Genomic DNA, 26,419 nt, shown 5'->3' with positions numbered 1-26,419 from the left:
ACGACCTGGGAGGCCTCTGCCGCGATGCGTTCGGCTTCGGTGGTGGCTTCGCCGATGAGGCTGTCGGCCTGTTCGGCGGCGTCCTGGCGGCGCTTGTCGGCGGCCTGCCGGGCTTCGTCGAGGACCTGGGAGGCCTCTGCCGCGATGCGTTCGGCTTCGGTGGTGGCTTCGCCGATGAGGCTGTCGGCCTGTTCGGCGGCGTCCTGGCGGCGCTTGTCCGCCGCCTGCCGGGCTTCGTCGAGGACCCGCTCGGCCTCCGCGCCGATCCGGCCCGCCTCGGCCTTCGCCTCGCCGACCACGCCCTCGGCCTTCTCGGCCGCCTCCGAACGGATCCGGTTGGCGTCGTCCCGGGCGTCGGCCCGGGTGCGGGCCGCGTCCTGCTCGGCCGAGGCCAGCGCGTCCGTCGCCTCGGTGCGCACCCGCTGGGCGTACTCGGCGGTGTCCGTACGGAGCTTCTCCGCCTCCGCGATCGCGTCCCCGACGGTCCGCTCGGCCAGCGCCTTCGCCGCCTCGGACTCCTCCTGGGCACGCGTCCGCGTGCGGGCCGCGTCCTCCGAGGCCCGCTCCCGCTCCTCGTACGCGTCGGCGCGGACCCGGTCCGCCTCCTCCTGCGCCTCGGTCCGGGTCCGCTCCGCCGCGTGCTCCGCGGCCGAGCGCAGCCCGGCGATCTCCTCCTCGGCCTGCTCGCGCAGCCCGGCGACCGAGTCGCGGAGCTCCTGCGCGGCTCGCGAGGCGGCGCCGACCATCTCGGTCGCCCGCGCGTCCGCCTCCTCGACCAGGCGCTGCGCCTCGGCCTGCGCCTCCTCCACCCGCTTGCGGGCGGCGGCCAGGAGCTCCTCGGACTGCTCGCGGGCGTGCTCGCGCTCCCGGCCGGCCTCGGAACGGGCCGACTCCAGCGTCTCCTCGGCCTCCCGGCGGCGCCGGACGGCCTCCTCCTGCGCGGCGGCCAGCGCCTCGGCGGCCTCGGCGGCCACCCGCTCGGCGGCGGCCGCGGCCTCCGCCCGCACCCGGCCGGCCGTCTCCTGCGCCTCGGAGCGCAGCCGCTCGGCCTCGCTCTCCGCCTCGGAAGTCAGCCGCTGCGCGGTCGCCTCGGCCTCGGCACGGGCCGCCGTCGCGTCCGCCGAGGCCTCCGACCGCAGCCGCTCGGCCTCCTGCTCGGCCTGCTCCGACAGGGTCCTGATCCGCTCGGCGCCCTCCGCGCGCAGCCGCTCGGTCTCCTCGGCGGCCTCCCGCCGGATCCGCTCGCCCTCGGCCCGGGCGTCGGTCAGCTCCTGTCCGGCCGCCGCCACCTTCGCCTCGGCGTCGGTGTGCAGCCGGGTCAGCTCCTCGGCGGCCTCGGCACGGCGCGCCTCGGCGGCCCGCTCGGCCTCCGCGCGCAGCTCGGCGGCGGCCTTCTCGGCGGACTCCCGTACCGCCTCGGCCTGCTCCTCGGACTCGGCGCGCAGCCGCTCGGCCTCCGCGCGGGTCCGCTCCAGGGTCTCCTCGGCCTGGGTCCGGAGCGTCTGGGCGCGCTCCATCGCCTCCGACCGGACCTTCTCGCTCTCCGCGCCGGCGCTGGAGCGCAGCTCGTCGGCGTCGGCCTTGGCCTTGGTCAGCAGCTCCTCGGCGGTCTTCGCCGCCTCCTCGATCTGCTGGACGGCCTCGCGGCGGGCCTCGCCGCGGATCCGCTCGCCCTCGGCGATGGCCTCGGCGCGCAGCTGCTCGGCCTCGCCGCGCAGCCGCCGGGCCTCCTCCTGGAGCTCGACCGTCTTGGCCCGGTACTCCTTGGTGTCGTCCTTCGCCGAGCCGAGCAGCTCGTCGGCCTGCTCCTCGGCGCGGGAGCGCAGCCGGTCGGCCTCGGTCTCGGCCTCGCGGCGGATCCGCTCGGCCTCCTCGGAGGCCTTGCGGGTGGTCTCGGCGGCGTCCTCGGAGGCCTTGCTGAGGATCTCCTCGGCGCCCCGGGCGGCCTTGGCGAGCGCGGCGGCCGAGTCCTCGGCGGCGCTGGCGCGGGCCTTCTCGGTGGCCTCGGCGAAGACCTTCTCGGTGTGGGCGGTGGCCTCGCGGAGCTTCTCCTCGGCCTCGGCCTTGAGCTGCTCGGCCTTCTCGGTGGCCTCGCCGACGAGGCGGGCGATCTCCGACTTGGCGGTACGGGTGCGCTGCTCGTTGACGGAGTCGGCGGAGGCCAGCGTCTTGGCGGCGGACTCCTTGGCCTCCGCGAGGGCCTTGTCGGCCTCGGCGCGGGCCTGCCGCAGCTTCTCCTCGGCCTCCTGCATCCGCTGCTCGGCGGCGCGGGTCAGCTCGGTGGCCTGGCGGCGGGCCTGGTCGGTCTCGGCGACGGCGGAGGTGCGCAGCTGCTCGGCGTGGCCGGTGGCCTCCTGGGCCTGGGTGGAGGCGGCCGTCATCAGCCGCTCGGCGTCCTTGCGGGCGCGCAGCAGAATCGCTTCGGCCTCGGCGCGGGCGGCCTCCGCCTCGGCGCCGACGCGGCGGCCGGTCTCCTCGGTGAGCCGGGTGGCCTCGGCGCGGGCGGCGGTGATCGACTGCTCGGCCTCGGCGCGGGCCTCGTCCATCAGCCGGCGGGCCTGGGACTCGGTGCGGGCGCGCAGCTGCTCGGCCCAGGCCACGTTCTCGTTGACGTGGGCCTCGACGGTCTGGCGGCGCTCGTTCAGCTCCTGGTCGAGCTGCTGGCGGCGCTGCACGGCCTCGTTGTGGAGCTCGGCCTGCAGCCGGGCCTGGTGCTCGGCGTGCTCCTGGAGGATCCGCTGGGTCTGTGCCCGGGCCTCGCGCAGCTCCCGCTCGGCGTCCTGGCGGAGCTGCTCGGCCTGCGCCTGCGCGTTGCGCAGCAACTGCTCGGCCTGGTACCCGATGTCCGCGCTGTCGTAGGCGGGACGGGACGCGATGGTCCGCCGCGCCTCGTGGAGCTTGGCACGCAAGACCTCGACCTGGTACCCCAGGTCCTCGGCGTGCTGGACGGCCTTCTCTCGTTCCTTCTTCAGCCGGTCCATCTCGGCTTCGAACCGCGAGAGGTGGTCGTCTTCAGCCCGGTGGCTCTCCTGCCGTTCGTAGCCCCGCACCGCGCGGTCCATCCTTCCCCGAGCCCTGCGAGCGGGGGAGACCCCGACCCCTGGTCGCGACGTTCCGACGAGCACCGTTCACCCGACAGAACGGCCCCCCGGGGAATCGTGACAGATCGGACGACCCCGACATCCCGACTACGGCGCCGCGCGAAGCGGCCCCGACCGGCCCCGGCCCGGAGCCGCCCACTCTACCGGGCCGGGAATACGGAGGTCAGTGCTCCGTTGAGGAGTGGTCAGCGGAAGCGGGCGCGGAGGTGACGAGTTCGGTGAGGACGCCGTGACAGTCCTTGGGGTGGAGGAAGGTGATCCGGGAGCCCATGGAGCCGGTCCGGGGCTCGTCGTAGAGGACCCGGACGCCCTTGCCGCGGATGGCCTCGGCGTCCCCGTCGACGTCCGCGGTGCCGAAGGCGATGTGGTGGACGCCCTCGCCGTTCTTGGCCAGCCACTTGCCGACCGCCGAGTCCTCGCGGGTGGGTTCGAGGAGCTGGAGGTAGGAGGCGCCGCCGTCGTCCGTGGCGTTGATCCGCAGCATGGCCTCGCGGACGCCCTGCTCCTCGTTGACCTCCGAGTGGTAGACCTCGAAGCCGTACGTGGCACGGTAGAACTCGACGGTCTTGTCCAGGTCGAAGCAGGCGATCCCGATGTGGTCGATACGCGTCAGCATGGCTCCAGTCCACCCTGGCGGGGGTGGTTACGCAACGTGCGCGCCGTCACACCGGCAGGCCGGTGACCGCGCGCCGCACCGCTCAGTACATTGGCGGTAAACCCTCGTTCACTCCTCATCCCAAGGGGCTGTGCCTCATGTCTGGAACGACCGGTACCACCTCAGTGATCGTCGCGGGCGCCCGCACGCCCATGGGTCGTCTGCTCGGCTCGCTCAAGTCCTTCTCCGGCGCCGACCTCGGCGGTTTCGCCATCAAGGCGGCCCTGGACCGGGCCGGCATCGGCGGCGACCAGGTGCAGTACGTGATCATGGGCCAGGTGCTGCAGGCCGGCGCCGGGCAGATCCCCGCCCGCCAGGCCGCCGTCAAGGCCGGCATCCCGATGAACGTCCCCGCCCTCACCATCAACAAGGTGTGTCTGTCGGGTCTGGACGCCATCGCGCTCGCCGACCAGCTGATCCGCGCCGGTGAGTTCGACATCGTCGTGGCCGGCGGCCAGGAGTCCATGACCAACGCCCCGCACCTGCTGCCGAAGTCCCGCGAGGGCTTCAAGTACGGCGCGATCGAGATGCTCGACGCGATGGCGTACGACGGCCTCACCGACGCCTTCGAGAACATCGCCATGGGCGAGTCCACCGAGAAGCACAACACCCGCCTCGGCATCGACCGCGCCTCCCAGGACGAGATCGCCGCGCTGTCGCACCAGCGCGCCGCCGCCGCGCAGAAGAACGGCGTCTTCGAGGCCGAGATCACCCCGGTCGAGATCCCGCAGCGCAAGGGCGAGCCTGTCGTCTTCTCGAAGGACGAGGGCGTCCGCGCCGAGACGACCGTCGAGTCCCTCGGCAAGCTCCGCCCGGCCTTCGCCAAGGACGGCACCATCACCGCTGGCACCTCCTCGCAGATCTCCGACGGCGCCGCCGCCGTGGTCGTGATGAGCAAGGCCAAGGCGGAGGAGCTCGGCCTGGAGTGGATCGCCGAGATCGGCGCCCACGGCAACGTGGCCGGCCCGGACAACTCCCTCCAGTCGCAGCCGTCCAACGCCATCCGGCACGCCTTGGAGAAGGACGGCCTGACCGTCGACGACCTCGACCTGATCGAGATCAACGAGGCCTTCGCCGCGGTCGCCGTACAGTCCATGAAGGACCTCGGCGTGTCCCCGGAAAAGGTGAACGTCAACGGCGGCGCCATCGCGCTCGGCCACCCGATCGGCATGTCCGGCGCCCGCGTGGTGCTCCACCTCGCCCTGGAGCTCAAGCGGCGCGGCGGCGGCGTCGGCGCGGCCGCGCTCTGCGGCGGCGGCGGCCAGGGCGACGCGCTGATCATCCGCGTGGCCGGCAAGTAAGCACTTCCGACAGGAGAAGGCAGCATGGTGGACGTCCCCGCACTGGTCGCCCAGGCACGGGAGGGCAGGCCGCGGGCCGTGGCCCGGCTGATCTCGCTCGTGGAGGGGGCGTCCCCGCAGCTGCGCGAGGTGATGGCGGCGCTGGCCCCGCTCACCGGCAACGCCTACGTGGTGGGCCTGACCGGCTCGCCCGGCGTCGGCAAGTCCACGTCGACCTCGGCGCTGGTGACCGCGTACCGCAAGGCCGGGAAGCGGGTCGGCGTGCTCGCCGTCGACCCGTCCTCGCCGTTCAGCGGCGGCGCGCTCCTCGGCGACCGGGTCCGGATGTCGGAGCACGCCTCCGACCCGGGCGTCTACATCCGCTCGATGGCCACCCGCGGCCACCTGGGCGGCCTCGCCTGGGCCGCCCCGCAGGCCATCCGGGTCCTCGACGCGGCCGGCTGCGAGGTGATCCTGGTGGAGACCGTCGGCGTCGGCCAGTCCGAGGTGGAGATCGCCGGGCAGGCGGACACCTCGGTGGTGCTGCTCGCTCCGGGCATGGGCGACGGCATCCAGGCCGCGAAGGCGGGCATCCTGGAGATCGGCGACGTGTACGTGGTCAACAAGGCCGACCGGGACGGCGCCGACGCCACCGCCCGCGAGCTCAACCACATGCTGGGCCTCGGCGAGGCCCGAGGCCCCGGCGACTGGCGGCCGCCGATCGTGAAGACGGTCGCGGCACGCGGCGAGGGCGTGGACGAGGTCGTGGAGGCCCTGGAGAAGCACCGGGCCTGGATGGAGGAGCACGGGGTCCTGGCGGAGCGCCGCAAGGCCCGGGCGGCCCGCGAGGTGGAGACCATCACCATCACGGCGCTGCGCGAGCGGATCGGCGACCTGCACGGGGACCGGCGGCTCGACGCGCTGGCCGAGCGGATCGCGACCGGCGCGCTCGACCCGTACGCGGCCTCCGACGAGCTCCTGGCGAGCCTGACCGGCAACTGAGCGCCGGGAACGACGGAAAAGGGCCTCCCCGTCCGGGGAGGCCCTTTTCCGTGGATCTGTCAGGTCACGGCTTGCCGCGCTTGCCGCGCAGCCGCTCGGCGATCGGCTTGAGCGACTCGTGGAGGTCGCCGAGCGCCTCGGGGGAGAGCCGGTCGATGAAGTGGTCGCGGACCGACTCCACGTGGTGCGGGGCGACCTTGCGCATGGTCTCCATGCCCTCGTCGGTGAGCACCGCGTAGAGGCCGCGGCGGTCGGACTCGCAGTTGACCCGCTGGACCAGGCCGGCGTTCTCCATCCGGGTGATCTGATGGGAGAGGCGGCTCTTGGACTGGAGGGTGGCGGCGGCGAGGTCGCTCATCCGGAGCCGGCGCTCGGCGGACTCCGAGAGATTGACGAGGATCTCGTAGTCGTTCATGGTCAGGCCGAAGGGCTGGAGGTCGCGCTCCAGCTGGTGCGTCAGCATTCGCTGGACGTCGAGGAAGGTGCGCCACGCGCACTGCTCGGCGTCGGTGAGCCAGGGGGTGGCCGTCTCGGTGTCCATAGAGTGGATTCTACCTAAGAAGTTGAATACTTGACGAAATCTGCGGGGTGACGCACGGCACCCGCCGGACCGGCCGCGGTCCCCGCGCGGCCGTTCGAAGGCGTCACGCTCCGCAGACTACCGCTCACAGCCCGAAGCGCCGCTGCAGGTCGCCGAGCTGGCCGGGAAGGCGCGGTACCGCCCCCTGCGCCGCCTGGCCGGAACCGTGCGCACCATGCCCGCCCGGCACCCCCGCCTGCGCCGGCGGCGCGCCGGTCGCCCGCTCCGCCATCAGCAGCTCCGTCGACTGGAGCAGCACCGTGCCCGCGCCGACGAACTCGAACTGGTGCTCCTCGCCCGAGGAGCCCCCGATGCCGGTCAGGGCGCGTACGCCGCCCATCACGCCCGTCAGGTAGGCGTGGTCGTAATGGTGACAGGGGGACGGGCAGTCCGCCCAGCCGACCAGCGCCTGCGGGTCCACCCGAAGCGGCGGCTCCATGAAGACCACCGGACCGTTGGACGCGGCCACGAACTTCCCGGTTCCGATCAGCGTCACGAAACCCGGCACGATCGACTGCTTCAGCGCCAGCGTCGGCTGGTAGGCCAGCAGGTTCCCCGAACGGATCGTCAGATTGCCCTCGTCCAGGTCGAACGAGTTCACGTCGAAGGCCCGGTCCGCGAGCAGCATCTTCCCGGAGCCCTCGGCCACCACCCAGTCGCTCGCGTGCAGCGGCGAGTGGAAGGCGGTCCGCACCAGCCGGTCGAGCCGCCCGTGGCCGATGCCGTTGAACTCGATCCGCCCGTAGTAGGCGATCATCTTCCCCTTCTGCAGGAACCAAGGGGAGCCCTTGAGCTCCACGCAGAAGGTGTACGCGTTGACGTTGTCGTCCGACGGCAGGGTCTGCGGATCGTGGATGACAGGGGTGCTCACAGCTTCTCCTCCGACGCCTGGACGTACACCGCACCGCTGCCGCTCAGCTCCAGCTGGAATGCCTCGCCCGAGCCGCGGCCCACCATGTCGCGCCAGCCCAGCGCCGTCGAGAGCTTGTTGCGTACGTCGCCGTGGTGGGCGACGTACGCCTGCGGGTCGACGTGGACCGGGCGGCCCGGGGTGATGGGCAGCTCGACGACCCCGCCGTGGGCCATGACCGCCACCGCGCCGCGGCCCTTCAGGGTGGTGGTGAAGAGGCCCTGGCCGGTGACCTGGCCGCGGACCATGCCCATGACCCCGCCCTGCGAGCCCATGAACATCGTGCCCTGCTCCAGGGTGCCGTCGAAGGCGAGCAGCCGGTCCGCCTCCACGTACAGGGTGTCGCCGCTCAGCGTGATCACCTGGATGTGGTGGCCGCCGTGCCCGAACATCACCGTGCCGCTGCCCTCCACGGTCATCAGCGGCGTCGCCTCGCCGGCCACCCGGCGGCCGATCATCGACATCAGACCGCCCTGGCCGCCCGCCATGTTCGGCGTGAACCTGACGTCCCCGCGGTACGCGAGCATGGCGCCGCGCTGGCTGAAGAGGCGCTGCCCCGGGACGACGGTCGCCTCGACCATCTTCGAGTTGATCTCGCGGAAGGGCATCAGGTCGCCTCGTTCGCTTCTCCGCCCGCACGGCGCGCCGGTGCGGGCATCGTCTTCTTCTGCGGCCCGGTGGCCGCGCGTGCGACGCTCACACGTCACCGCCGATCGTGTTCCGCTCGCTGGGCTGGACGTAGACGAGCCCGTCGCCCTCGAAGCGGATCTGGAAGGCCTCGCCGCCGCCCTCGCCCAGCAGCGTGCGGAAGGTCACACCCGACTGGAAGTGCTGCTGGAGGTTGCCCTGGTGGGCGACGTACGCGCCCGGGTCGACCGACAGCGGGTACTGCGGGGTCACCCGGAGCACCACCGCCGGGCCGTCGGACATGATCGCGGCCTGTCCGGTGCCCTCCACCGTGGTGGTGAAGAGGCCGTTGCCGGTCGCGCCGCCGCGCATTCCCGTGAAGGTCGTGCCGGTGCGCAGCCCCGCGTCGGCGCAGAGCAGGTTGCTCGCCTCCACCCACAGCTTGTCGCCGTGCAGCTGGACGAGGTTGATCTCGGAGGCCCGGTCGGCGAACCAGCAGGTCCCCTGGCCCTTGACCTCCATCACCTCCATCTGTTCGCCCGTCAGGCGGCGGGTGACCATGCCGCGCAGGCCCTCCCCGCCGCCGCTCATCTTCTTGAACGCCATCTGCCCGTCGTAGGCGACCATCGAGCCGTTCTTCGCCTTGACGGCGTCGCCGGTCATCGTCACGGCGAGCACCTTGCTGCCTTGGAGTCGGAACGTAGCCACCGGTCGAAGGTAGCGGGGACCCGGATAAAGAGACAGCAAAGTCGCCGTGCACAATGGACCCGCCCACCCTTGTGCATCCGTTCACAAGATCGCGCCCGGCAGCTTGTTCATCGGCTCGAACGAAGGTGACCCTCCGTGGACCTCAAGACCGCTTCCTCCCTCCACCGCCTCCGGCTCGTCTCCGCGCCCGAGGCCGTGTCGTTCCTGCTCCTGCTGGTCTGCTCGGTGCTCAAGCGGACCACGGACTTCAACGCGGTCCCGGTCATGGGCGCGGTCCACGGCATCCTCTTCGTCCTCTACGTGCTCTTCTGGCTGGACGCCTGGAACCGCACCAAGTGGAGCTTCGGCACCGCGGCCGTCTACTTCCTGCTCTCCGTCGTGCCCTTCGGCGGCTTCTTCGCCGACCGCAAGCTGAAGCGCGAGGCGGAGGCCGCCGTCATCGCCTCCCGCGCCCGCGCCGAGGCCGCCGAGGGCAAGGTGAACGCGTGATCGTCGCCTTCTCCGTCACCCCGCTCGGCGTGGGCGAGGAGGTCGGCGAGTACGTCGCCGACGCCGTCCGCGTCGTCCGCGAGTCCGGCCTTCCGAACCGCACCGACGCCATGTTCACGTCCATCGAGGGGGAGTGGGACGAGGTCATGGACGTCGTGAAGCGGGCCGTCGCCGCCGTCGAGGCGCGCGCCCCGCGCGTCTCCGTCGTCCTCAAGGCCGACATCCGGCCCGGCGTCACCGACGGCCTCACCGCCAAGGTCGAGACGGTGGAGCGCCACCTCGGCGGCTGAGCCCGCCCCGCCCGAGCCCCTGGCCGCCCGGCCAGGGGCTTTGTGCTGCCCACCGGGACTTTGAGCGGGTGCTCAACATCGGTTAACGTCCTCCTTGAGCGATCGCTCAAGATCGCTCGAAGCGGGGGAGTGGCCGTGGGACGCCACCGGGCATCCCCGTTCCCGGCCGCCGCCGGCCCGGTGTCTCCGCGGGGGAGCGCCACCGGGCCCGCGGCGCGCCGCGCAGGCGAGGAGGGGCGGGTGTGAGCGGGGAGGAGAAGCCCCGGGGGGCGCGGGACGGCAAGGGGCGGGAGACCCGCGAGAAGCTGCTCGACGGGGCCCTGCGGGCGCTCGTCGAGCACGGCATCGCCGGCGCCTCCGCGCGGACCGTCGCGGCCGCCGCCGGGGTCAACCAGGCGCTCGTCTTCTATCACTTCGGGTCCGTCGACGAGCTGCTCGCCGCCGCCTGCCGGCGGGGCGCCGAGCAGCGGGTGGCCCGCCACCGCGACCGGCTCCGGGCCGTCACCTGCCTCACCGAACTGCTCGCCTTCGGACGGGCCATGCACGCCGAGGAGCGGGACGCCGGACACGTCGCCGTCCTCGCCCAGCTGCTCGCCGGCGCCCAGACCCACCCCCGGCTCGCCCCGGCCACCGCCGCCGGGCTCGACCTGTGGGCCGAGGAGATCGAGGGCGTGCTGCGGCGGGTCCTCGCCGGCACCCCGCTGGACGGCGTCACCGACCCGGCCGGCCTCGCCCGCGCCGTCGCCGCCTCCTTCATCGGCCTCGAACTCTACGAAGGCGTCGACCCGGACGGCGCCGACGCCGCGCTCACCGCCCTGGAACAGCTCGGCGCGCTCCTCGCCGCCGTGGACGAGCTGAACCCCGTGGCGCGGAAGGCGGTCACGTACGCGCTGCGTCGATCGGGTGGACGCGGGCGGTAGAACGCCCTCACTCGGAGTACTCCAGTCGACACGCCGGACGGTGTCCCTTTTTGTGGGGATATCGACCCGATCGACGACAGCTGGAGGCACCGTGCGGCCGGGAGGCTACGACTACGACACCTACAGCCGACTCGCCGGTCCCCTCACGGAACCGGACGCGGCGGAGTACCGGGTGCAGTACACGAGTCTGCTCTCGAAGGAGCCGCACCGAATACGAGCCGTCCTCCTCATGGCGCTCGCGCCGCTGCTCTCCGCGGTGCTCCTCGCCTACCTGGTCTGGCCCACCCACTGGACCGTCCGCGAGGGCGACGACACCTGGCGGGTGCCGTACGACACGGTGATGCTCGTGTCGATCGGCCTCATCTGCTTCTTCATGCTGGTGAACGTCACCTCGATCGCCCACGCCACCATGGTCGCCCGCGACCCCGTCCCGGTGTACCCGGAGAAGGGCACCCGGGTCGCCTTCCTCACCACCTACGTGCCCGGCAAGGAACCCCTCGCCATGGTGCGGGCCACCCTGGAGGCCGCCGTCCGCATCCGGCACGACGGCACCCTGCACGTGTGGCTCCTCGACGAGGGCGACAGCGACGAGGCCAAGGCCCTCTGCGCCGAACTCGGCGTCCGCCACTTCACCCGGGCCGGCGTGCCCGAGTGGAACCGGAAGAAGGGCGTCCACAAGGCCAGGACCAAGCACGGCAACTACAACGCCTGGCTCGCCATGCACGGCGACGCCTACGACTGCTTCGCCTCCGTCGACACCGACCACGTCCCGCTCCCGGACTTCCTGGAGCGGATGCTCGGCTACTTCCGCGACCCCGACGTCGCCTTCGTCGTCGGCCCCCAGGTCTACGGCAACTACACCGGCGCCGTCACCAAGGCCGCCGAGTCCCAGCAGTTCCTCTTCCACGCGCTCATCCAGCGCGCCGGGAACCGCTACCGCGCCCCCATGTTCGTCGGCACCAACAACGTCGTCCGGATCTCCGCCCTCAAGCAGGTCGGCGGCCTGTACGACTCCATCACCGAGGACATGGCCACCGGCTTCGAGCTGCACCGCCGCAAGAACCCGGCCACCGGCCGGCGCTGGCGCTCCGTCTACACCCCCGACGTCCTCGCCGTCGGCGAGGGCCCGGCCTCCTGGACCGACTTCTTCACCCAGCAGCTCCGCTGGTCCCGGGGGACGTACGAGACGATCCTCAAGCAGTACTGGAAGGCGCCGTTCAGCATGCCGCCCGGCCGCCTCCTCAACTACACGCTCATGCTCGTCTACTACCCCATGACGGCCGTGAACTGGCTGCTCGGCATCCTCAGCTGCGTCCTCTACCTGTGGCTCGGCGCCTCCGGCACCCAGGTCTCCTCCCAGGTCTGGCTCATGATCTACAGCGACGCCGTCGCCCTCCAGATCGGCCTCTACCTCTGGAACCGCCGCCACAACGTCTCCCCGCACGAACCCGAGGGCTCCGGCGGCCTCGCCGGCATGGTGATGTCCGCGCTCTCCGCGCCCGTCTACCTCAAGTCCCTCGGCTCCGCGCTCCTGCGCACCCGCGGCCGCTTCGTCGTCACCCCCAAGGGCGGCTCCGCCAGCCCCGACCGCGTCCTCACCTTCCGCATCCACCTCTACTGGGCGGTCGTCCTCGTCGCCTCCCTGGCGGCCTCGGTCCACTTCGACCACACCCACGCGGCCATGCGCACGTGGGCGGTCCTCGCCCTCGTCATCACGCTCGCCCCGGTCACCGTGTGGGCCTGGACCCTGCTGCGCGACCGGCGCGCCCGGACGCTGCGCGAACGGGCCCGCGCCCGGACCCGCGACCGCCGCCTCACCATCGCCCGCACGGGGATCGAGCTGCGCACCGTACCGCCGCTGCCGACGTTCCCGCCCCTGCCCCCGCACCCGCCCGCGACCACCGCGCCCACGACGACCGGAGGGAACTGATCCATGGCCTACCGGCCGTCCAAGAAGTTCAAGAAGACCCTGCTCGGCAGCGGCGCCGTCCTCGTCCTCGCGGCGCTCAACGCGCCCGCGGCCGTCTCCTTCGCCTCGGAGAAGTACCACGCCTACAAGATCGCCCAGCCCGGATACAAGAAGAAGTACGGCTCCTGGGGCGGGATCTCCGTCCCCGACGGGGCCCGGATCAACGCCATCCACGCCGCCCTGCTGCACACCGGCAAGGTGCTGCTGATCGCCGGCTCCGGCAACGACCAGAAGAACTTCGACGCCGGGACCTTCGACACCGTCCTGTGGGACCCGGTGAAGAACACCTTCAAGAAGGTCCCCACCCCCGAGGACTTCTTCTGCGCCGGCCACAGCCAACTGCCCGACGGGCGGCTCCTGGTGGCCGGCGGCACCGCCCGCTACGAGGTCCTCGACGGCGGGGTGACGAAGGCCGGCGGCGGCATGCGGGTGAAGAACGAGAGCCCCGACAAGGCCGTCACCCTGAAGAAGGGCACCCGCTTCCGCTCCCCGTCCGGGGTCGAGTACGTCTCCACCACCGACGTCACCGTCCCCAAGGCGAAGCGCGAGTTCGAGATCTCGTACTTCAAGAGCGGCCAGATGAAGCCGTGGAAGACGAAGGTGACCGCGGCCGAGGCCCGGGTCTTCGTCGAGGCCGTCGAGCAGGGCCCGCAGGGCCTCACCACGGAGGCCGCGCAGTACGAGGTCGTCGGCCTCAAGGGCAAGCAGGCCGACGACGTCTACGGCCTCGCCCAGAAGCTCACCACCGAGAAGCAGGACTTCCAGGGCATCAAGGCCGCCTACGAGTTCGACCCCAAGGCGGAGAAGTACGTCCCGGTCGCCCCCATGAAGGACGCCCGCTGGTACCCCACCCTGGTCGGCCTCCAGGACGGCAAGGTCCTCGCCGTCTCCGGGCTCAACGACGTCGGCGACGTCGTCCCCGGCGACAACGAGATCTACGACCCGAAGACCAAGAAGTGGAGCAAGGGCCCCTTCCGCTACTTCCCCACCTACCCCTCGCTCTTCCTCACCAAGGGCGGCAAGCTCCTCTACACCGGCTCCAACGCCGGCTACGGCCCCGCCGACAAGGGCCGGGCGCCGGGCCTGTGGGACCTGAAGACCAACAAGTTCACCCCCCTGACCGGCCTCACCGACCCCGACCAGCTGGAGACCTCCGCCTCCCTGATCCTGCCCCCGGCGCAGGCGCAGAAGGTGATGGTCCTCGGCGGCGGCGGGGTCGGCGAGTCCGCCAAGTCCACCGCCCGCACCGCCATCGTCGACGTCGGCAGCGAGAACCCCGCCTTCCGCGACGGCCCGGCCCTCCCGCAGGGCACCCGCTACCTCAGCAGCGTCCTGCTGCCCGACGACACCGTCTTCACCACCGGCGGCTCGCGCGACTACCGGGGCCGCAGCGGCAGCGACATCCTGAAGGCGCAGTTCTACGACCCCGCCACCAACGCCTTCGCGGCGGCGGCCGACCCCACCGTCGGCCGCAACTACCACTCGGAGGCGCTGCTGCTGCCCGACGGACGGGTCGCCACCTTCGGCTCCGACCCGCTCTTCGACGACAAGGACAACACCAAGCTCGGCACCTTCGAGCAGCGCATCGAGGTCTTCACCCCGCCCTACCTCCACAAGGCCGGCGCCGACCGGCCGGCGCTCGGCGAGGGCCCCCGGGAGCTCGACCGCAACGGCCGGGCCACCTTCAAGACCAAGGACGCCGGCCGGATCGCCAAGGCCCGGCTGATGCGGCCCAGCGCCGTCACCCACACCACGGACGTCGAGCAGCGCTCGGTGGCGCTGGAGCTGACCAAGGGGAAGGACGGGCTCACGGTCACCGTGGACGCCCCCGAGGACCGCACCCTCGTCCCGCCCGGCTGGTACATGCTCTTCGTCACCGACGAGGCGGGCATCCCCTCCGAGGCGAAGTGGATCCAGGTGAACGGGGACTGACGAGGATCCTGGATCCAGGATTTTGGGTTTTGGATTTTTGATCCTGGATTTTGGACCCTGGATTTGGACCCTGGATTTTGGATCCAGGGATCAGGAACCGGCGCGGCGGGCCAGGCCGAGGGCGTACTCCGGCCACCAGGTCCCCGCGGCCGGCCCGCCCCGGCACTGCCCGTCCGAATCCCCTGGACGCTTGATCCACAGATACGCGTCCACCAGCGCGTCCCCGGTCCGGTCCGTCGGCGGCACGCCGAGCGACCGGCCCGGCGGATTGCACCAGGCCTCCGCCCGGTCCCCCGGGAGGGGGCCGGCGCCGTTCCGGCTCGTGTCGACGGTGAAGTGCATCCCGCCGAGCAGCCCCGACAGGGTCGCCCCGAAGTCCCGCACCACCGAGGTCTCCTGGAAGTTCGACACGTTCAGCGAGAAGCCGTCCGCGCGGGCGATCCCGGCCCGCCGCAGCGGCTCCACCAGCTTCCCCGGGTCGTCGATCCACGCCGGGTTCCCCGCGTCCAGGTAGACCCGGGTGCCCGGCTGCCGCTTCAGCCGCTCGATCGCCTCCGAGAGCAGCGCCGACCGCTCCTCGTGGTACTGCCCCGGCGTACAGCCGTCCACCATGTGCGGCACCGCGTCCGGCTCCAGGACCACCACCGCGGAGGCGTCGCCGATCGCCGAGGCGAAGGCGTCCACCCAGGCCCGGTACGCCTGACCGTCCCGCGCCCCGCCGGCCGAGTACATCCCGCAGTCGCGGTGCGGGATGTTGTACGCCACGAAGACCGCCGTCCGGTCCTCGGCCGTCGCCCCGGACACCGCCCGCCGGATCTCCGGCGCGGGGTCGTCCCCGGCCGGCCAGTCCGCGACCGGCTGCTCAGAGATCCGCTTCAGCACCCGGGCGTCGTCGGTGCGGCCCTGCGCCTCGTACCGCCTGACCTGCTGGGCCGCGTCGCTCTCCGGGTCCACCCAGAACGGCGAACCGCCGGTCGGCGCCGGCGCCTCGCCGCCCGTCGCGGCCGGCGGGCCGACGGGGGAGCGGGCGGGCTCGTCGGAGGAGCAGCCGCTGCCGGTCAGCAGCAGGGCGGCGGCGAGGACGACGGCGGTGACGGTGGTGGTACGGCGGGACATCCGGCCCCCAGGGTCGGCAACACGGGGCGTGGCGGAACCAACGGGACGTATCGTGACATGACGGTCAGCCGGCGTCCGGCTGCGACACCGCGATCCCCAGCGGCGTCCGCTCGTACAGCACCTGGTGGCCGTAACGCCGCGAGGTCAGCAGCCCCGCGTCCCGCAGCACGGAGAGGTGCGCCGAGACCGACGACGGCGCCCGCCCCAGCCGGTGCGCGAGCGCCGTCGTGCCCATCGGCTCGTCCAGCGCGCACAGCACGTCCGCCCGCACGGGCCCGAGCAGCCGCGCCAGTGCCTCCGGCGTCCGCTCCCGCGACTCCGTCCACAGCCCGCCGATGCCGCGCACCGGATACACCACCGTCGGCTGCCACGGCTCGTCGAAGCCGCTGATCACCTCCGGCCAGATGAACACCGACGGCATCAGGACCAGCCCCTGGCCGCCCAGCGCCCGCACGTGCTCACCGCGATAGGCGCCCACCTCCAGGACCCCCGCCTCCGCGTCCCACGAGAAGGACGGGTGCAGCTCGCCGAGCAGCCGTTCGAGACCGCCCTCCGCGAGCCGCCGCGAGTGGTACGCCACGTCCGCCTCCAGGAGCGCCCGCAGCCGGGGCCACTCGGGCGCGACCAGCGCCTCCCAGGCGGCCCGGAGCAGCTCCGCGAGGCGCCCGACGGACGCGGCGGGATCCTTGAGCAGCCGCCGCCCCTCGGCGCTCCCGGCCGCCCCGGGCGTACAGGCGAGGGCCCGCGCGAGATCCGGTCCGACCAGCGCAGGATCGACGGCCCGTACGGCGGCCAGCTCCTCCTCGAAGGAGGTGGCGGGCCCCAGCGGCGGCGGATACAGGAAGTCCGGCGAGTGCCCCCGCTCCGGCATCAGCAGCTGGAGCGGCGCGAGGTCCAGCTCCCGCGCGGCCGCGGCGATCCGCCGCAGCCACGGCAGGTGGTACCCCTGCTGCCGGGGCCGCGCGAGCACCCGCACGGCCGACTGCGTCTCCCAGAGCGGCGACACGGCGAACCGGATCCGCAGCGGATCGGCCTCCCCGAAGAGCAGGTGGTACGGCACGGGCCCCCTCCGGAGACTCGAAGATTCGGCTGCACCCGAAAGTCTAGGCGCGCACGAGCCCGCCCCCCAGGCTGCGGACATGGCCCCGACCGACACCCCTGCCGGAACTCCTGCCGCCCCCGAACCCGCCACGACCACCACGGAACCCGGCCCTGTACCCGGCGACGCCCCGGTATCCGCCCCCGCCCCCGGCTACCTCGCCGTCTTCCGGGTCCGGGAGTTCCGGTGGGTGTTCGGGGCGCATCTGCTCTCGCTGCTCGGGCTCGTCGTCAGCGAGATCGCGCTCACCGTCCTCGTCTACGACCTCACCCGGTCCCCGCTGCTCTCCTCCCTCACCTTCGCCCTCGGCTTCCTCCCCTACCTCCTCGGCGGCACCCTCCTCGCGGGACTCGCCGACCGGCATCCGCCGCGCCGGGTGCTCGTCGTCTGCGACCTGATCTGCGCCGGGGCCGTCGCGCTCATGGTGGTGCCCGCCACCCCCGTCGCCGGGCTGCTCGTGCTGCGCTGCGCCGTCGCCGCCGTCGCGCCCGTCTTCCAGGGCACCCGCATGGCGACGCTCGCCGACATCCTCGGCGACGGCGACCTCTTCGTCCTCGGCCGCTCGCTCCTGCGGATCGTCTCCCAGTCCGCCCTCCTCGCCGGCTTCGGCGTCGGCGGCGTCCTGCTCACCGTCGTCCCCGCCCGCGGCGCCATCGCGCTCACCGCCGCGACCTTCCTCCTCTCCGCCCTGCTGCTGCGCCTCGGCACCGCCCGCCGCCCGGCCCGCGCCGCCGAACGGCGCGAGGGCGTCGGCGCCACCTGGTCCCTGCTGCGCGACCGCCGGATCCGCCGGCTGATGCTGTTCTTCTGGGTGCCGCCGCTCTTCGTCGTCGTCCCCGAGGCGCTCGCCGCCCCCTACGCCGACGGGCTCGGCGTCTCCACCGCCGCCCTCGGCCTCCTCATGTGCGCCATGCCCGTCGGCACCATCGCCGGCGAACTCCTCGCCGGCGCCCTGCTGAGCCCCGCCACCCGCGTCCGGCTCGTCGCCCCCCTCCTCCTCGCCGGCTTCCTCCCCTTCCTCGTGTACGCGCTCCGCCCCGGCCCCGCGCTCGCCGCGCTCGCGCTCGTGGCGGCCGGCGCCGCCGGCGCGTACACCCTCGGCCTCGACGCCCGCTTCGTCGCGGCCGTCCCCGAGGAGCGGCGGGGGAGGGCGATGACCCTCATGACGGCGGGCATGATGACCGTCCAGGGCGTCGGCATGGCCGGCGCGGGCCTGGTCGCCGAGTTCGTCCCCGTCCATCTGGTGGTCGTCGGCGCGGGCCTGCTCGCCGTCCTGACCCTCGGTGTCCTGCTCGCGACCGAAGAGCGAGACGGGGCTGACCGTCATGTGACCAGTCGGTAAGGTCGACGCGTGCCGAAGCCGCTGAGTCTCCCGTTCGACCCCATCGCCCGCGCCGACGAGCTCTGGCAGAAGCGCTGGGGTCCGGTTCCCTCGATGGCCGCGATCACCTCGATCATGCGCGCCCACCAGATCCTCCTGGGCGAGGTGGACGCCGTGGTCAAGCCGTACGGGCTGACCTTCGCCCGGTACGAGGCACTGGTGCTGCTCACCTTCTCCAAGGAGGGCGAGCTGACCATGTCGAAGATCGGCGAGCGGCTCATGGTCCACCCCACGTCCGTGACGAACACCGTGGACCGCCTGGTGAAGTCGGGCCTCGTCGCCAAGCGTCCCAACCCCAACGACGGGCGCGGCACCCTCGCCTCCATCACGGAGAAGGGCCGCGAGGTGGTCGAGGCGGCCACCCGCGACCTGATGGAGATGGAGTTCGGCCTCGGCGCGTACGACGCCGAGGAGTGCGCCGAGATCTTCGCGATGCTCCGCCCGCTGCGCGTCGCGGCGCACGACTTCGACGAGGGCTGACCCCAGCGAAGATCGCCCCGGAACGGGCGGTTACGCTCGACGGCATGAAATCCAGCGTGCTGACCCGCTACCGCGTCATGGCGTACGTGACCGCCGTCATGCTCCTGATCCTCTGCGGCTGCATGGTCGCCAAGTACGGCTTCGACACCGGCGAGGACCTGACGTTCGCGGTCTCCCAGGCCCACGGCGTCCTGTACATCATCTACCTGGTCTTCGCCTTCGACCTGGGCTCCAAGGCCCGCTGGTCGTTCGGCAGGATCGTGTGGCTGCTGCTCTCCGGCACGATCCCCTTCGCCGCCTTCTTCGTCGAGCGCAAGGTCGTCGCCGAGGTGAAGCCGCTGGTCAGCGGCGCGCAGCCGGTTCCGGCCAACGCCTGAGACTCACCCCCGTACAACTGTGCGGGGGTTTCTCATCGACATTTACTAGGACGTCCTAGTAAATTCGAAGGCATGGACGCTGACGCCATCGAGGAAGGCCGCCGTCGCTGGCAGGCCCGTTACGACAAGGCCCGCAAGCGCGACGCGGACTTCACCACGCTCTCCGGGGACCCGGTCGAGCCGGTCTACGGGCCCCGGCCCGGGGACACCTACGAGGGGTTCGAGCGCATCGGCTGGCCCGGCGAGTACCCCTTCACCCGGGGACTCCACCCGACCGGCTACCGGGGCCGCACCTGGACCATCCGCCAGTTCGCCGGCTTCGGCAACGCCGAGCAGACCAACGAGCGGTACAAGATGATCCTCGCCGCCGGCGGCGGCGGGCTCTCGGTCGCCTTCGACATGCCCACCCTCATGGGCCGCGACTCCGACGACCCCCGCTCGCTGGGCGAGGTCGGCCACTGCGGCGTCGCCATCGACTCCGCCGCCGACATGGAGGTCCTCTTCAAGGACATCCCGCTCGGCGACGTGACCACGTCCATGACGATCTCCGGCCCCGCCGTGCCGGTCTTCTGCATGTACCTCGTCGCTGCCGAGCGCCAGGGCGTCGACCCGGCCGTGCTCAACGGCACGCTCCAGACCGACATCTTCAAGGAGTACATCGCGCAGAAGGAGTGGCTCTTCCCGCCCGAGCCGCACCTGCGCCTCATCGGCGACCTGATGGAGCACTGCGCGGCCGGCATCCCCGCGTACAAGCCGCTCTCCGTCTCCGGCTACCACATCCGCGAGGCCGGGGCGACGGCCGCGCAGGAGCTGGCGTACACCCTCGCCGACGGCTTCGGCTACGTCGAGCTCGGCCTCTCCCGCGGCCTCGACGTCGACGTCTTCGCCCCCGGCCTCTCCTTCTTCTTCGACGCGCACCTCGACTTCTTCGAGGAGATCGCGAAGTTCCGCGCCGCCCGCCGCATCTGGGCCCGCTGGATGAAGGAGGTGTACGGCGCCAAGACCGACAAGGCGCAGTGGCTCCGCTTCCACACCCAGACCGCCGGCGTCTCCCTCACCGCGCAGCAGCCGTACAACAACGTCGTCCGCACCGCGGTCGAGGCCCTCTCCGCCGTCCTCGGCGGCACCAACTCCCTCCACACCAACGCCCTCGACGAGACCCTCGCCCTCCCCAGCGCGCAGGCCGCCGAGATCGCGCTGCGCACCCAGCAGGTGCTGATGGAGGAGACCGGCGTCGCCAACGTCGCGGACCCGCTGGGCGGTTCCTGGTACGTCGAGCAGCTCACCGACCGCATCGAGGCCGACGCGGAGAAGATCTTCGACCAGATCAAGGAGCGCGGCCTGCGCGCCCACCCGGACGGGCAGCACCCGATCGGCCCGATCACCTCCGGCATCCTGCGCGGCATCGAGGACGGCTGGTTCACCGGCGAGATCGCCGAGTCCGCCTTCCGCTACCAGCAGTCCCTGGAGAAGGGCGAGAAGCGCGTCGTCGGCGTCAACGTCCACCACGGCTCGGTCACCGGCGACCTGGAGATCCTGCGGGTCAGCCACGAGGTCGAGTGGGAGCAGGTCCGGGTCCTCGGCGAGCGCAAGGGCCGGCGCGACGAGGCGAAGGTCCGCGCCTCCCTCGACGCCATGCTGGCGGCGGCCCGGGACGGCTCCAACATGATTCCGCCGATGCTCGACGCGGTCCGCGCCGAGGCCACCCTCGGCGAGATCTGCGACGTGCTCCGCGACGAGTGGGGCGTGTACGTGGAGCCCGCCGGCTTCTGACGCGCACGGAATGGGGAAGGGCCGGTACGGAACTCCGTACCGGCCCTTCCCCCCATGCCTCAGCGGACCGAGCCCAGCACCTTCGCCGGGGTGATCCGGAGCGTCACCCGGACCTTCTCCGGCGGCAGGTCCAGATACTCCTGCCCGGCGTCCTCGCCCTCGTACTTCTCCGCCAGCGCCACCGCCAGGACCCGGCCCTCGTCCTCGGCGACCGTCGCCGAGCCGCGGATCTCCGTGTAGCGGTCCGGGTCGCGGCGGTCGAGGAGGGTGAGGGAGACCCGGGCGTCGGCCCGGATGTTCTCCACCTTGCGCCGTCCGGCCTGACTGGAGATCAGGACGTCGTCGCCGTCCCGGCCCACCCACACCACGGAGGACTGCGGGGAGCCGTCGGGCTGGATCGTGCACAGCACGGCGTGGTTCACGTCGTCGAGCAGCGCGCGCACCGCCGCGGAGAGTTGTATGCCAGTACGAGTGATCATGAGGGCACGCTAGCCGAGCGTCGCCACCGCGCCCAGGCCGCCCATCAGCAGCGCGGAGAGCCGGTCCACCCAGGCCGCGTCCACCGGCTCGGCGCTCACCAGCGCGCGGTGCACCACGGCGCCGGCGACCACGTCGAAGATCAGGTCGTCGATGGCGTCCACGGTCACCGGGTCCGGGTCCGCGGGCAGTTCGCCGCGCTCCTGCGCCCGCCGCCGGCCGTCGAGTACCAGCCGCTTCTGGCGGTCCACGATCGAGGCGCGGATCCGCTCGCGCAGCGGGACGTCCCGCGTCGACTCGGCGACCACCGCCATCAGCGCCGTCTGGGTCTCGGGGCGCTCCAGGAGGGTCGCGAACTGGAGGACGACGTGGGCGATGTCGGCCTGGAGGGAACCCAGGTCGGGCAGTTCGAGTTCATCGAAGAGGACGGCGACGGCGTCGACGACGAGTTCGTTCTTGTTGGCCCAGCGGCGGTACAGGGTGGTCTTGGCGACCCCGGCGCGGGTGGCGACGTCGCCCATCGTGAGCTTGGACCAGCCCAGCTCCACCAGGGCCGCGCGGGTCGCCTCCAGGATGGCCTCGTCGGCCTCGGTGGAGCGGGGGCGGCCGGTACGGGTGCTGCGGGGGGTGGTGCGGCTACACATGAACGACGACCATACCCGCCGGTAGGTTCGGCGCCAGAGGCCCGCGATGTGAGGCAGTTCACGGCATACGGCTCCCCTTCGCCCAGGCCCCGGCCATTACGCTACGACCCGTAGCGAAAGGCTTTGAGCGGCCCGAGCGACAACCATGCAGGACGCCGGGTGGGGACCCGGCGAGAGGCGAGCGCCCTCGGCGGAGGGCGCTGTTCAGCCACGGCTTACCGGATCCGCGCGCGGAAGGGGGAGGATGTACTCATGCAGCCCCGAAACATGTCCATGAGCGGCGTCGTCGACCTCGCCGCGGTGAAGGCGGCCGGAGAGGCCAAGACGAAGGCGGAGCAGGCGCGCGCCGAGGCGGCGCGCCACGGCGGGCCCGCGGCGGTGCCGCCTTCCGCCCTCGTGATCGACGTCGACGAGGCGGGCTTCGAGCGCGATGTGCTCCAGCGGTCCGCCGAGGTCCCGGTCGTCCTCGACTTCTGGGCCGAGTGGTGCGAGCCCTGCAAGCAGCTGGGTCCGCTCCTGGAGCGGCTGGCCGTGGAGTACGACGGCCGTTTCCTCCTCGCGAAGATCGACGTCGACGCCAATCAGATGCTGATGCAGCAGTTCGGCATCCAGGGAATTCCGGCCGTTTTCGCGGTCGTCGCCGGCCAGGCGCTGCCCCTCTTCCAGGGCGCGGTGCCGGAGGCCCAGATCCGCGAGACCCTCGACCAGCTGATCCAGATCGGCGAGGAGCGGTTCGGCCTGACCGGCCTGACCGTGGACACCGGCGCCGAGGGCGACGAGCCCGCCGCCCGGCAGGCCGCCGGTCCGTACGACGCCCTCCTGGAGGCGGCCGCGACCGCCCTGGACGCGGGCGACATGGCCGGCGCGGTGCAGGCGTACAAGAACGTCCTCGCCGACGACCCGGAGCACCCCGAGGCCAAGCTGGGCCTCGCCCAGGCGGAACTGCTCGGCCGGGTGCAGGGCATGGACCCGCAGACGGTCCGGAAGAACGCGGCGGACAACCCGGCGGACGTCGCCGCGCAGATCGCCGCCGCCGATCTGGACCTGGTGGGCGGTCATGTCCAGGACGCCTTCGGGCGGCTCGTGGAGACCGTGCGCCGCACCTTCGGCGACGACCGGGACGCGGCGCGGCTGCGGCTCCTGGAGCTGTTCGAGGTGATCGGCCCGGAGGACCCGCGGGTGATCGCGGCCCGCCAGGCGCTGGCGCGGGTGCTGTTCTGACACCTCTGACCCCCGAATTCCCGTCCCGCTTCCCGCCGCACTTCCCGTCCCGCGACTAAGCGCCTGCTCAGAGCGGGAAAGGGCGCCGGATCTTCCGGCGATTTGGCGACACGGTGACAAGTGGCGGCCGCGCTTTACCAAATCTTGATAAACGCGGCCGCTGTTACTTGCAGTAAATCGAACCCGTGGGTCTGTCCGGGTTCGCCTTCACATAAGCGGATTTTCCGCACCACTCACCCCCACCCTGCGTACCCGGGTGGCGGCATCGCGCCATGGCGCGGTCACGCATCCGTTACTAGCGAGTAATGAACCCCTTGTGCGGGCGCCGGGAATGGACCACGATCGGCCACGCTCGGTCCGAACCGCACGCCCCGGCAACCGCCAGGACGCACGGCGAGGGTCCCCACCGGGCGGACCGGACGCCCCGCGCGGCCGGTCATCGGACAGGGGGGTTCCTGCTCCCACCGGGCAGGACCTGTCCACCGGGCCGTGCGCACGCGCGGCACATGGTTGTCGCTCGGGGGTGATCGCCGGTGATTCGGACGCGCGTCGCGCCTCCTGACGCTTCGGCGCTCTCCTTCCCGAGGACGTAGCTCTTCTCCCATCCCAGGCCGGGCCCCGGGCCCTCCTGGAGATGTACGTCCGAGAAGGAGGATTCTCATGAAGTCCCAGGTTCGTGGCGGGACCAGATGGAAGCGTTTCGCCGTCGTCATGGTCCCGAGCCTGGCGGCCACGGCCGCGATCGGTGTCGGCCTGGCCCAGGGCGCGCTCGCCGCGTCCTTCGCGATCTCCGGCCAGGAGTTCAAGGTCACGACGGACGAGCTCAAAGGCACCGAGTTCGTCCAGTACGGCAGCGTGAACAAGGGGCAGGACCTGGAGGGCAAGCCCTTCGCCGCCCCGGTCGCTGTCTCCGGCTTCAACACGGCCGAGATCAGCAACATGTGCCAGTCGGTCGTGACTCCGGTTCTGGGCCTGGGGAACATCACCCTGCGCCTGGAGGCCGGCACTGACGGGGACAAGGTCGAGGCCGAGGAGCTGTACCTCGACGTCTCGTACCTCGAGGCCGACGCCAAGTTCGACAACATCGACATCGGCATCGCGGCGGGCGCGCTCCACAACGGTCCCGACGGCAAGCCGTCCGGCCGCCAGGGCATCCAGCCCAACACCCAGGCCAACCCGCACGGCTTCGGCCAGCGCGCCGAGAGCGTGACCCTGACCGACGTGAAGCAGAAGGCGTGGGCCACCACTGCCGGTACCTTCAAGCTCCCCGACCTCAAGCTGTCCCTGCACCGGGGCACTGACAAGGAGTGCTTCCAGGGCTGACCTGGACTTCGGGGTGCGGGCCGCTCCAGCGGCCCGCACCTTCACCGGGGCCGCCCGGTCTTCTCAACTTTCTCAGCAACACCGCTTCCAGGGAGCTGTTTTCCATGAGCGCCGAGACCCCTGCCTCCCCCGAAGTCCGCAAGGAGAACCGGTTCAAGGTCTGGCGGCAGACCCGGCCCTTCTGGGCGGGCCTGTTCACCATCCTCGCCAGCGTGCCGATCGGGTATCTCCCCTACGGGGACGTGCGACTCGGCAACATCACTCTGGCCATGGCCACCACCGCCGGAGCCGGGGCCCTGATCATCGGCGTCCTGCTCTTCACGCTCGGCTTGACGATGTGGTTCCAGCCCATCGTCCGGGTCTTCGCGGGTGTCGCGGCGATCGTGCTGGGCCTGGTCTCCATCCCCGTGTCGAACTTCGGCGGTCTCGTCATCGGGTTCTTGTTCGCCCTCATAGGCGGCGGCATGTCCGCGGCATGGGCACCCGCCCCGCCGGTCGAGGAGACCGACGACGCGGAGCACGACGGTGAGCCGGTGACCTCCGAGGAGACCGCGTACGCCTCCGACACCGAGGCCGAGACCGAGGCCGTGATGGCGGCAGGAGTCCCGGAGCAGGCGCACGGACCGGCGACCGACACGACGATCGACGCCAAGGGCGGGAGGAACAGTGCGGGGTGACGAGACCCAGCAGGGCCTCGGGAGGAGCGGGCCGCGCCACGCGGCCCCTCGCAAGACGCTGCTGAACAGGATCCAGGGCCCGGCGGGCAAGGCGATGGCGCTCGCCGCCATGCCCACCGCGGTGCTCATGGGCATGGGCCTCGCGCCCAGTCCCGCGCTCGCCGACGAGAAGGACATCCCCTTCGCGCCCGGCCCCTGTGTGACCCGCTCCGACGAGCCGGTGGCGGAGGAGACGACGGCCACGCCCACGGCGAAGGCCACCGAGACCGCGAAGCCGGAACCGACCGCGACGGCCACGGCCACCAAGCCGGCCGAGCCGACCGGGGAGCCGACGGCGACCCCGTCCGCGACGGCCACGCCCACCGCGACGGCGAGCCCGTCCGCCACCACGGCGGTCCAGGGCGGCGCACAGGCGGCGGCCGCCGAGGCGGCGCCCACCGCCACGGCCACGCCCACGCCCACGAAGTCGGTCAACCCGCTCGACCCGCTGGGAGTCGGCGACGCCCTGAAGGACTTCTTCGGCGGCCTCGCCCCGGAGCAGGAGCCCACGGCGACTCCGACTCCGACCCCGACGCCTTCGGCGACGACGGCCACCCCGCAGCAGAAGGCGGCGGCCACGGCGGAGGAGACGCAGGCCCCGGCCACACAGGCTCCGGCAGCGAAGACGGACACCGCGAAGGCCGCCGACGCGAAGGCCGAGGAGACCAAGGCCGACGAAACCAAGGCCGCCATCAAGGAGGCCGCGGAGAAGGCCGGCGTGGAGGTCCAGGAGCTGCCGAAGAGCGCGCAGGGCCTGGAGGCGAAGCCGGACACGGACATACCCGACGGCGCCAAGCCCCGCTTCCCGTGCCCCGAGCGCGACGACGCGGCGCTCGCCGCCGCCGAGGTCGAGCCCGGCATCCCGCTGCTCCCGGACGAGCCGTGGCGCCTGGAGTCCTCGCTGCTCACGCTCAGCGGCCTGAAGTACCACGGCATCGTCGAGGTGAAGACGTACGGCGGCAAGGTCAAGAAGGTCCTGAAGTTCACGGCGACCTACGTCGGGATCAAGGACCTGCACCAGATCACCGAGCACTCCGAGGGCCGCGAGGCCCACGTCCGCTCCAAGAGCGGCTCGACGTCCACGATCACCGGCGGCACGGTGACGATGTACACGGAGGAGCTGAAGGGCAACCTCCTCGGCATCATCCCGATCACCTTCGGCCCGGAGTCCCCGCCGCCGCTGGACCTCCCGGCGGTCTTCTTCAGCAACGTCAAGCTCAAGCAGGCCGGCCAGTTCGGCGGAACCCTCAAGGTCGAGGACCTCCGCAACACCATCGAACCGAGCTGACCGACCCCCGAACCACTCCGGGAGCCGCACAACGGCCGGTGGGCCGCACCCCCTCTCGGGG

Annotated in this window: 25 protein-coding genes; 15 read left to right on the top strand and 10 right to left on the bottom strand. The window is 72.1% G+C overall.

The annotated features are described in order from the left end of the window. Positions 1–3,050: polarized growth protein Scy (scy, locus tag ABZ621_RS08610; protein ID WP_360602077.1), on the bottom strand; the 3,050-nt coding region annotated here is incomplete at its 3' end. Between the two features lie 214 nt (positions 3,051–3,264). Next, positions 3,265–3,717 carry a methylmalonyl-CoA epimerase gene (gene mce / locus ABZ621_RS08605; RefSeq protein WP_360602075.1) on the bottom strand — a complete coding sequence of 151 codons (453 nt, stop codon included), beginning with the start codon at positions 3,715–3,717 and terminating at the stop codon, positions 3,265–3,267. Between the two features lie 137 nt (positions 3,718–3,854). Here mce and ABZ621_RS08600 point away from each other — a divergent pair, with 137 nt between their 5' ends. Further along, on the top strand, positions 3,855–5,057 hold the full coding sequence (locus tag ABZ621_RS08600; RefSeq protein WP_360602073.1) for an acetyl-CoA C-acetyltransferase: 1,203 nt from the start codon (positions 3,855–3,857) through the stop codon (positions 5,055–5,057). Positions 5,058–5,081: 24 nt separating this feature from the next. Further along, entirely contained in the window at positions 5,082–6,038 is a 957-nt protein-coding gene (gene meaB, locus ABZ621_RS08595) for a methylmalonyl Co-A mutase-associated GTPase MeaB (protein ID WP_360602071.1), read from the top strand. 64 nt (positions 6,039–6,102) lie between these two features. On the opposite strand, the gene ABZ621_RS08590 is transcribed toward meaB, so the two are convergent. The 4 genes from ABZ621_RS08590 to ABZ621_RS08575 form a co-directional block, all read right to left on the bottom strand. Beyond that, positions 6,103–6,579 carry a MarR family transcriptional regulator gene (locus ABZ621_RS08590; RefSeq protein WP_360602069.1) on the bottom strand — a complete coding sequence of 159 codons (477 nt, stop codon included), beginning with the start codon at positions 6,577–6,579 and terminating at the stop codon, positions 6,103–6,105. A 124-nt stretch (positions 6,580–6,703) separates the two neighbouring features. Continuing rightward, a complete protein-coding gene (locus ABZ621_RS08585; RefSeq protein WP_360602067.1) occupies positions 6,704–7,489 on the bottom strand; it encodes an AIM24 family protein in 786 nt (261 codons plus the stop codon). Continuing rightward, positions 7,486–8,136, bottom strand: a complete 651-nt coding sequence (locus tag ABZ621_RS08580; RefSeq protein ID WP_360602065.1) for an AIM24 family protein — start codon at positions 8,134–8,136, stop codon at positions 7,486–7,488. Before ABZ621_RS08580 ends, ABZ621_RS08585 begins: the two co-directional genes overlap by 4 nt. Positions 8,137–8,224: 88 nt before the next feature. Beyond that, the gene (locus tag ABZ621_RS08575) at positions 8,225–8,863 is read right to left on the bottom strand and encodes an AIM24 family protein (RefSeq protein ID WP_360602063.1); all 639 of its coding nucleotides are present in this window, start codon (positions 8,861–8,863) and stop codon (positions 8,225–8,227) included. 135 nt (positions 8,864–8,998) lie between these two features. Between ABZ621_RS08575 and ABZ621_RS08570 the strand changes: the two genes are divergently transcribed. The 5 genes from ABZ621_RS08570 (at position 8,999) to ABZ621_RS08550 (ending at position 14,463) form a co-directional block, all read left to right on the top strand. Continuing rightward, positions 8,999–9,352, top strand: coding sequence for a DUF3817 domain-containing protein (locus ABZ621_RS08570; protein WP_360602061.1), 354 nt, complete (start codon positions 8,999–9,001; stop codon positions 9,350–9,352). Continuing rightward, the gene (locus tag ABZ621_RS08565) at positions 9,349–9,642 is read left to right on the top strand and encodes an MTH1187 family thiamine-binding protein (RefSeq protein ID WP_360602059.1); all 294 of its coding nucleotides are present in this window, start codon (positions 9,349–9,351) and stop codon (positions 9,640–9,642) included. The genes ABZ621_RS08570 and ABZ621_RS08565 overlap by 4 nt, the downstream gene beginning before the upstream one ends. 242 nt (positions 9,643–9,884) lie before the next feature. Continuing rightward, the gene (locus tag ABZ621_RS08560) at positions 9,885–10,562 is read left to right on the top strand and encodes a TetR/AcrR family transcriptional regulator (protein WP_360602057.1); all 678 of its coding nucleotides are present in this window, start codon (positions 9,885–9,887) and stop codon (positions 10,560–10,562) included. A 91-nt stretch (positions 10,563–10,653) separates the two neighbouring features. Further along, entirely contained in the window at positions 10,654–12,492 is a 1,839-nt protein-coding gene (locus ABZ621_RS08555) for a cellulose synthase catalytic subunit (RefSeq protein ID WP_360602055.1), read from the top strand. A 3-nt stretch (positions 12,493–12,495) separates the two neighbouring features. Continuing rightward, entirely contained in the window at positions 12,496–14,463 is a 1,968-nt protein-coding gene (locus ABZ621_RS08550; RefSeq protein WP_360602053.1) for a kelch motif-containing protein, read from the top strand. A gap of 90 nt (positions 14,464–14,553) precedes the next feature. Here ABZ621_RS08550 and ABZ621_RS08545 read toward each other — a convergent pair whose 3' ends face one another. Together ABZ621_RS08545 and ABZ621_RS08540 are read right to left on the bottom strand one after the other, a co-directional pair. Continuing rightward, positions 14,554–15,579 (bottom strand): glycoside hydrolase family 6 protein, encoded by a 1,026-nt coding sequence (locus ABZ621_RS08545; protein WP_360602051.1) that lies wholly within the window; start codon positions 15,577–15,579, stop codon positions 14,554–14,556. A gap of 64 nt (positions 15,580–15,643) precedes the next feature. Further along, positions 15,644–16,639, bottom strand: a complete 996-nt coding sequence (locus ABZ621_RS08540) for a DUF5937 family protein (protein ID WP_360602049.1) — start codon at positions 16,637–16,639, stop codon at positions 15,644–15,646. 79 nt (positions 16,640–16,718) lie between these two features. On the opposite strand from ABZ621_RS08540, the gene ABZ621_RS08535 reads away from it, so the two are divergent. The 4 genes from ABZ621_RS08535 (at position 16,719) to ABZ621_RS08520 (ending at position 20,689) form a co-directional block, all read left to right on the top strand. After that, on the top strand, positions 16,719–18,020 hold the full coding sequence (locus ABZ621_RS08535) for an MFS transporter (protein WP_360602047.1): 1,302 nt from the start codon (positions 16,719–16,721) through the stop codon (positions 18,018–18,020). A gap of 9 nt (positions 18,021–18,029) precedes the next feature. Then, entirely contained in the window at positions 18,030–18,539 is a 510-nt protein-coding gene (locus ABZ621_RS08530; protein ID WP_360602045.1) for a MarR family transcriptional regulator, read from the top strand. Positions 18,540–18,583: 44 nt separating this feature from the next. Further along, positions 18,584–18,916 carry a DUF3817 domain-containing protein gene (locus ABZ621_RS08525; protein ID WP_360602043.1) on the top strand — a complete coding sequence of 111 codons (333 nt, stop codon included), beginning with the start codon at positions 18,584–18,586 and terminating at the stop codon, positions 18,914–18,916. A gap of 72 nt (positions 18,917–18,988) precedes the next feature. Further along, complete coding sequence (locus tag ABZ621_RS08520; protein WP_360602041.1) at positions 18,989–20,689, top strand: methylmalonyl-CoA mutase family protein; 1,701 nt, start codon at positions 18,989–18,991, stop codon at positions 20,687–20,689. A gap of 59 nt (positions 20,690–20,748) precedes the next feature. Here the strand turns inward: ABZ621_RS08520 and ABZ621_RS08515 are convergent, their stop codons facing one another. Next, on the bottom strand, positions 20,749–21,168 hold the full coding sequence (locus ABZ621_RS08515; protein ID WP_360602039.1) for a PPOX class F420-dependent oxidoreductase: 420 nt from the start codon (positions 21,166–21,168) through the stop codon (positions 20,749–20,751). Positions 21,169–21,177: 9 nt separating this feature from the next. Beyond that, complete coding sequence (locus ABZ621_RS08510) at positions 21,178–21,810, bottom strand: TetR/AcrR family transcriptional regulator (RefSeq protein ID WP_360602037.1); 633 nt, start codon at positions 21,808–21,810, stop codon at positions 21,178–21,180. Positions 21,811–22,062: 252 nt separating this feature from the next. Here ABZ621_RS08510 and ABZ621_RS08505 point away from each other — a divergent pair, with 252 nt between their 5' ends. The 4 genes from ABZ621_RS08505 (at position 22,063) to ABZ621_RS08490 (ending at position 26,358) form a co-directional block, all read left to right on the top strand. Next, positions 22,063–23,031: a tetratricopeptide repeat protein gene (locus ABZ621_RS08505; RefSeq protein WP_360602035.1), complete on the top strand. Its 969-nt coding sequence runs from the start codon at positions 22,063–22,065 to the stop codon at positions 23,029–23,031. A gap of 660 nt (positions 23,032–23,691) precedes the next feature. After that, on the top strand, positions 23,692–24,354 hold the full coding sequence (locus ABZ621_RS08500) for a DUF6230 family protein (RefSeq protein WP_360602033.1): 663 nt from the start codon (positions 23,692–23,694) through the stop codon (positions 24,352–24,354). Between the two features lie 104 nt (positions 24,355–24,458). Next, positions 24,459–25,031, top strand: a complete 573-nt coding sequence (locus ABZ621_RS08495; protein ID WP_360602031.1) for a DUF6114 domain-containing protein — start codon at positions 24,459–24,461, stop codon at positions 25,029–25,031. Then, complete coding sequence (locus ABZ621_RS08490) at positions 25,021–26,358, top strand: hypothetical protein (protein WP_360602029.1); 1,338 nt, start codon at positions 25,021–25,023, stop codon at positions 26,356–26,358. Before ABZ621_RS08495 ends, ABZ621_RS08490 begins: the two co-directional genes overlap by 11 nt. The last annotated feature ends 61 nt before the right edge of the window (positions 26,359–26,419 follow it).

This window comes from Streptomyces sp. NPDC007863 (assembly GCF_040633895.1).
Taxonomy (GTDB): Bacteria; Actinomycetota; Actinomycetes; order Streptomycetales; family Streptomycetaceae; genus Streptomyces.
The sequence above is the reverse complement of the archived record's forward strand: the minus strand, read 5'-3'. Positions and strand labels throughout refer to the sequence as shown.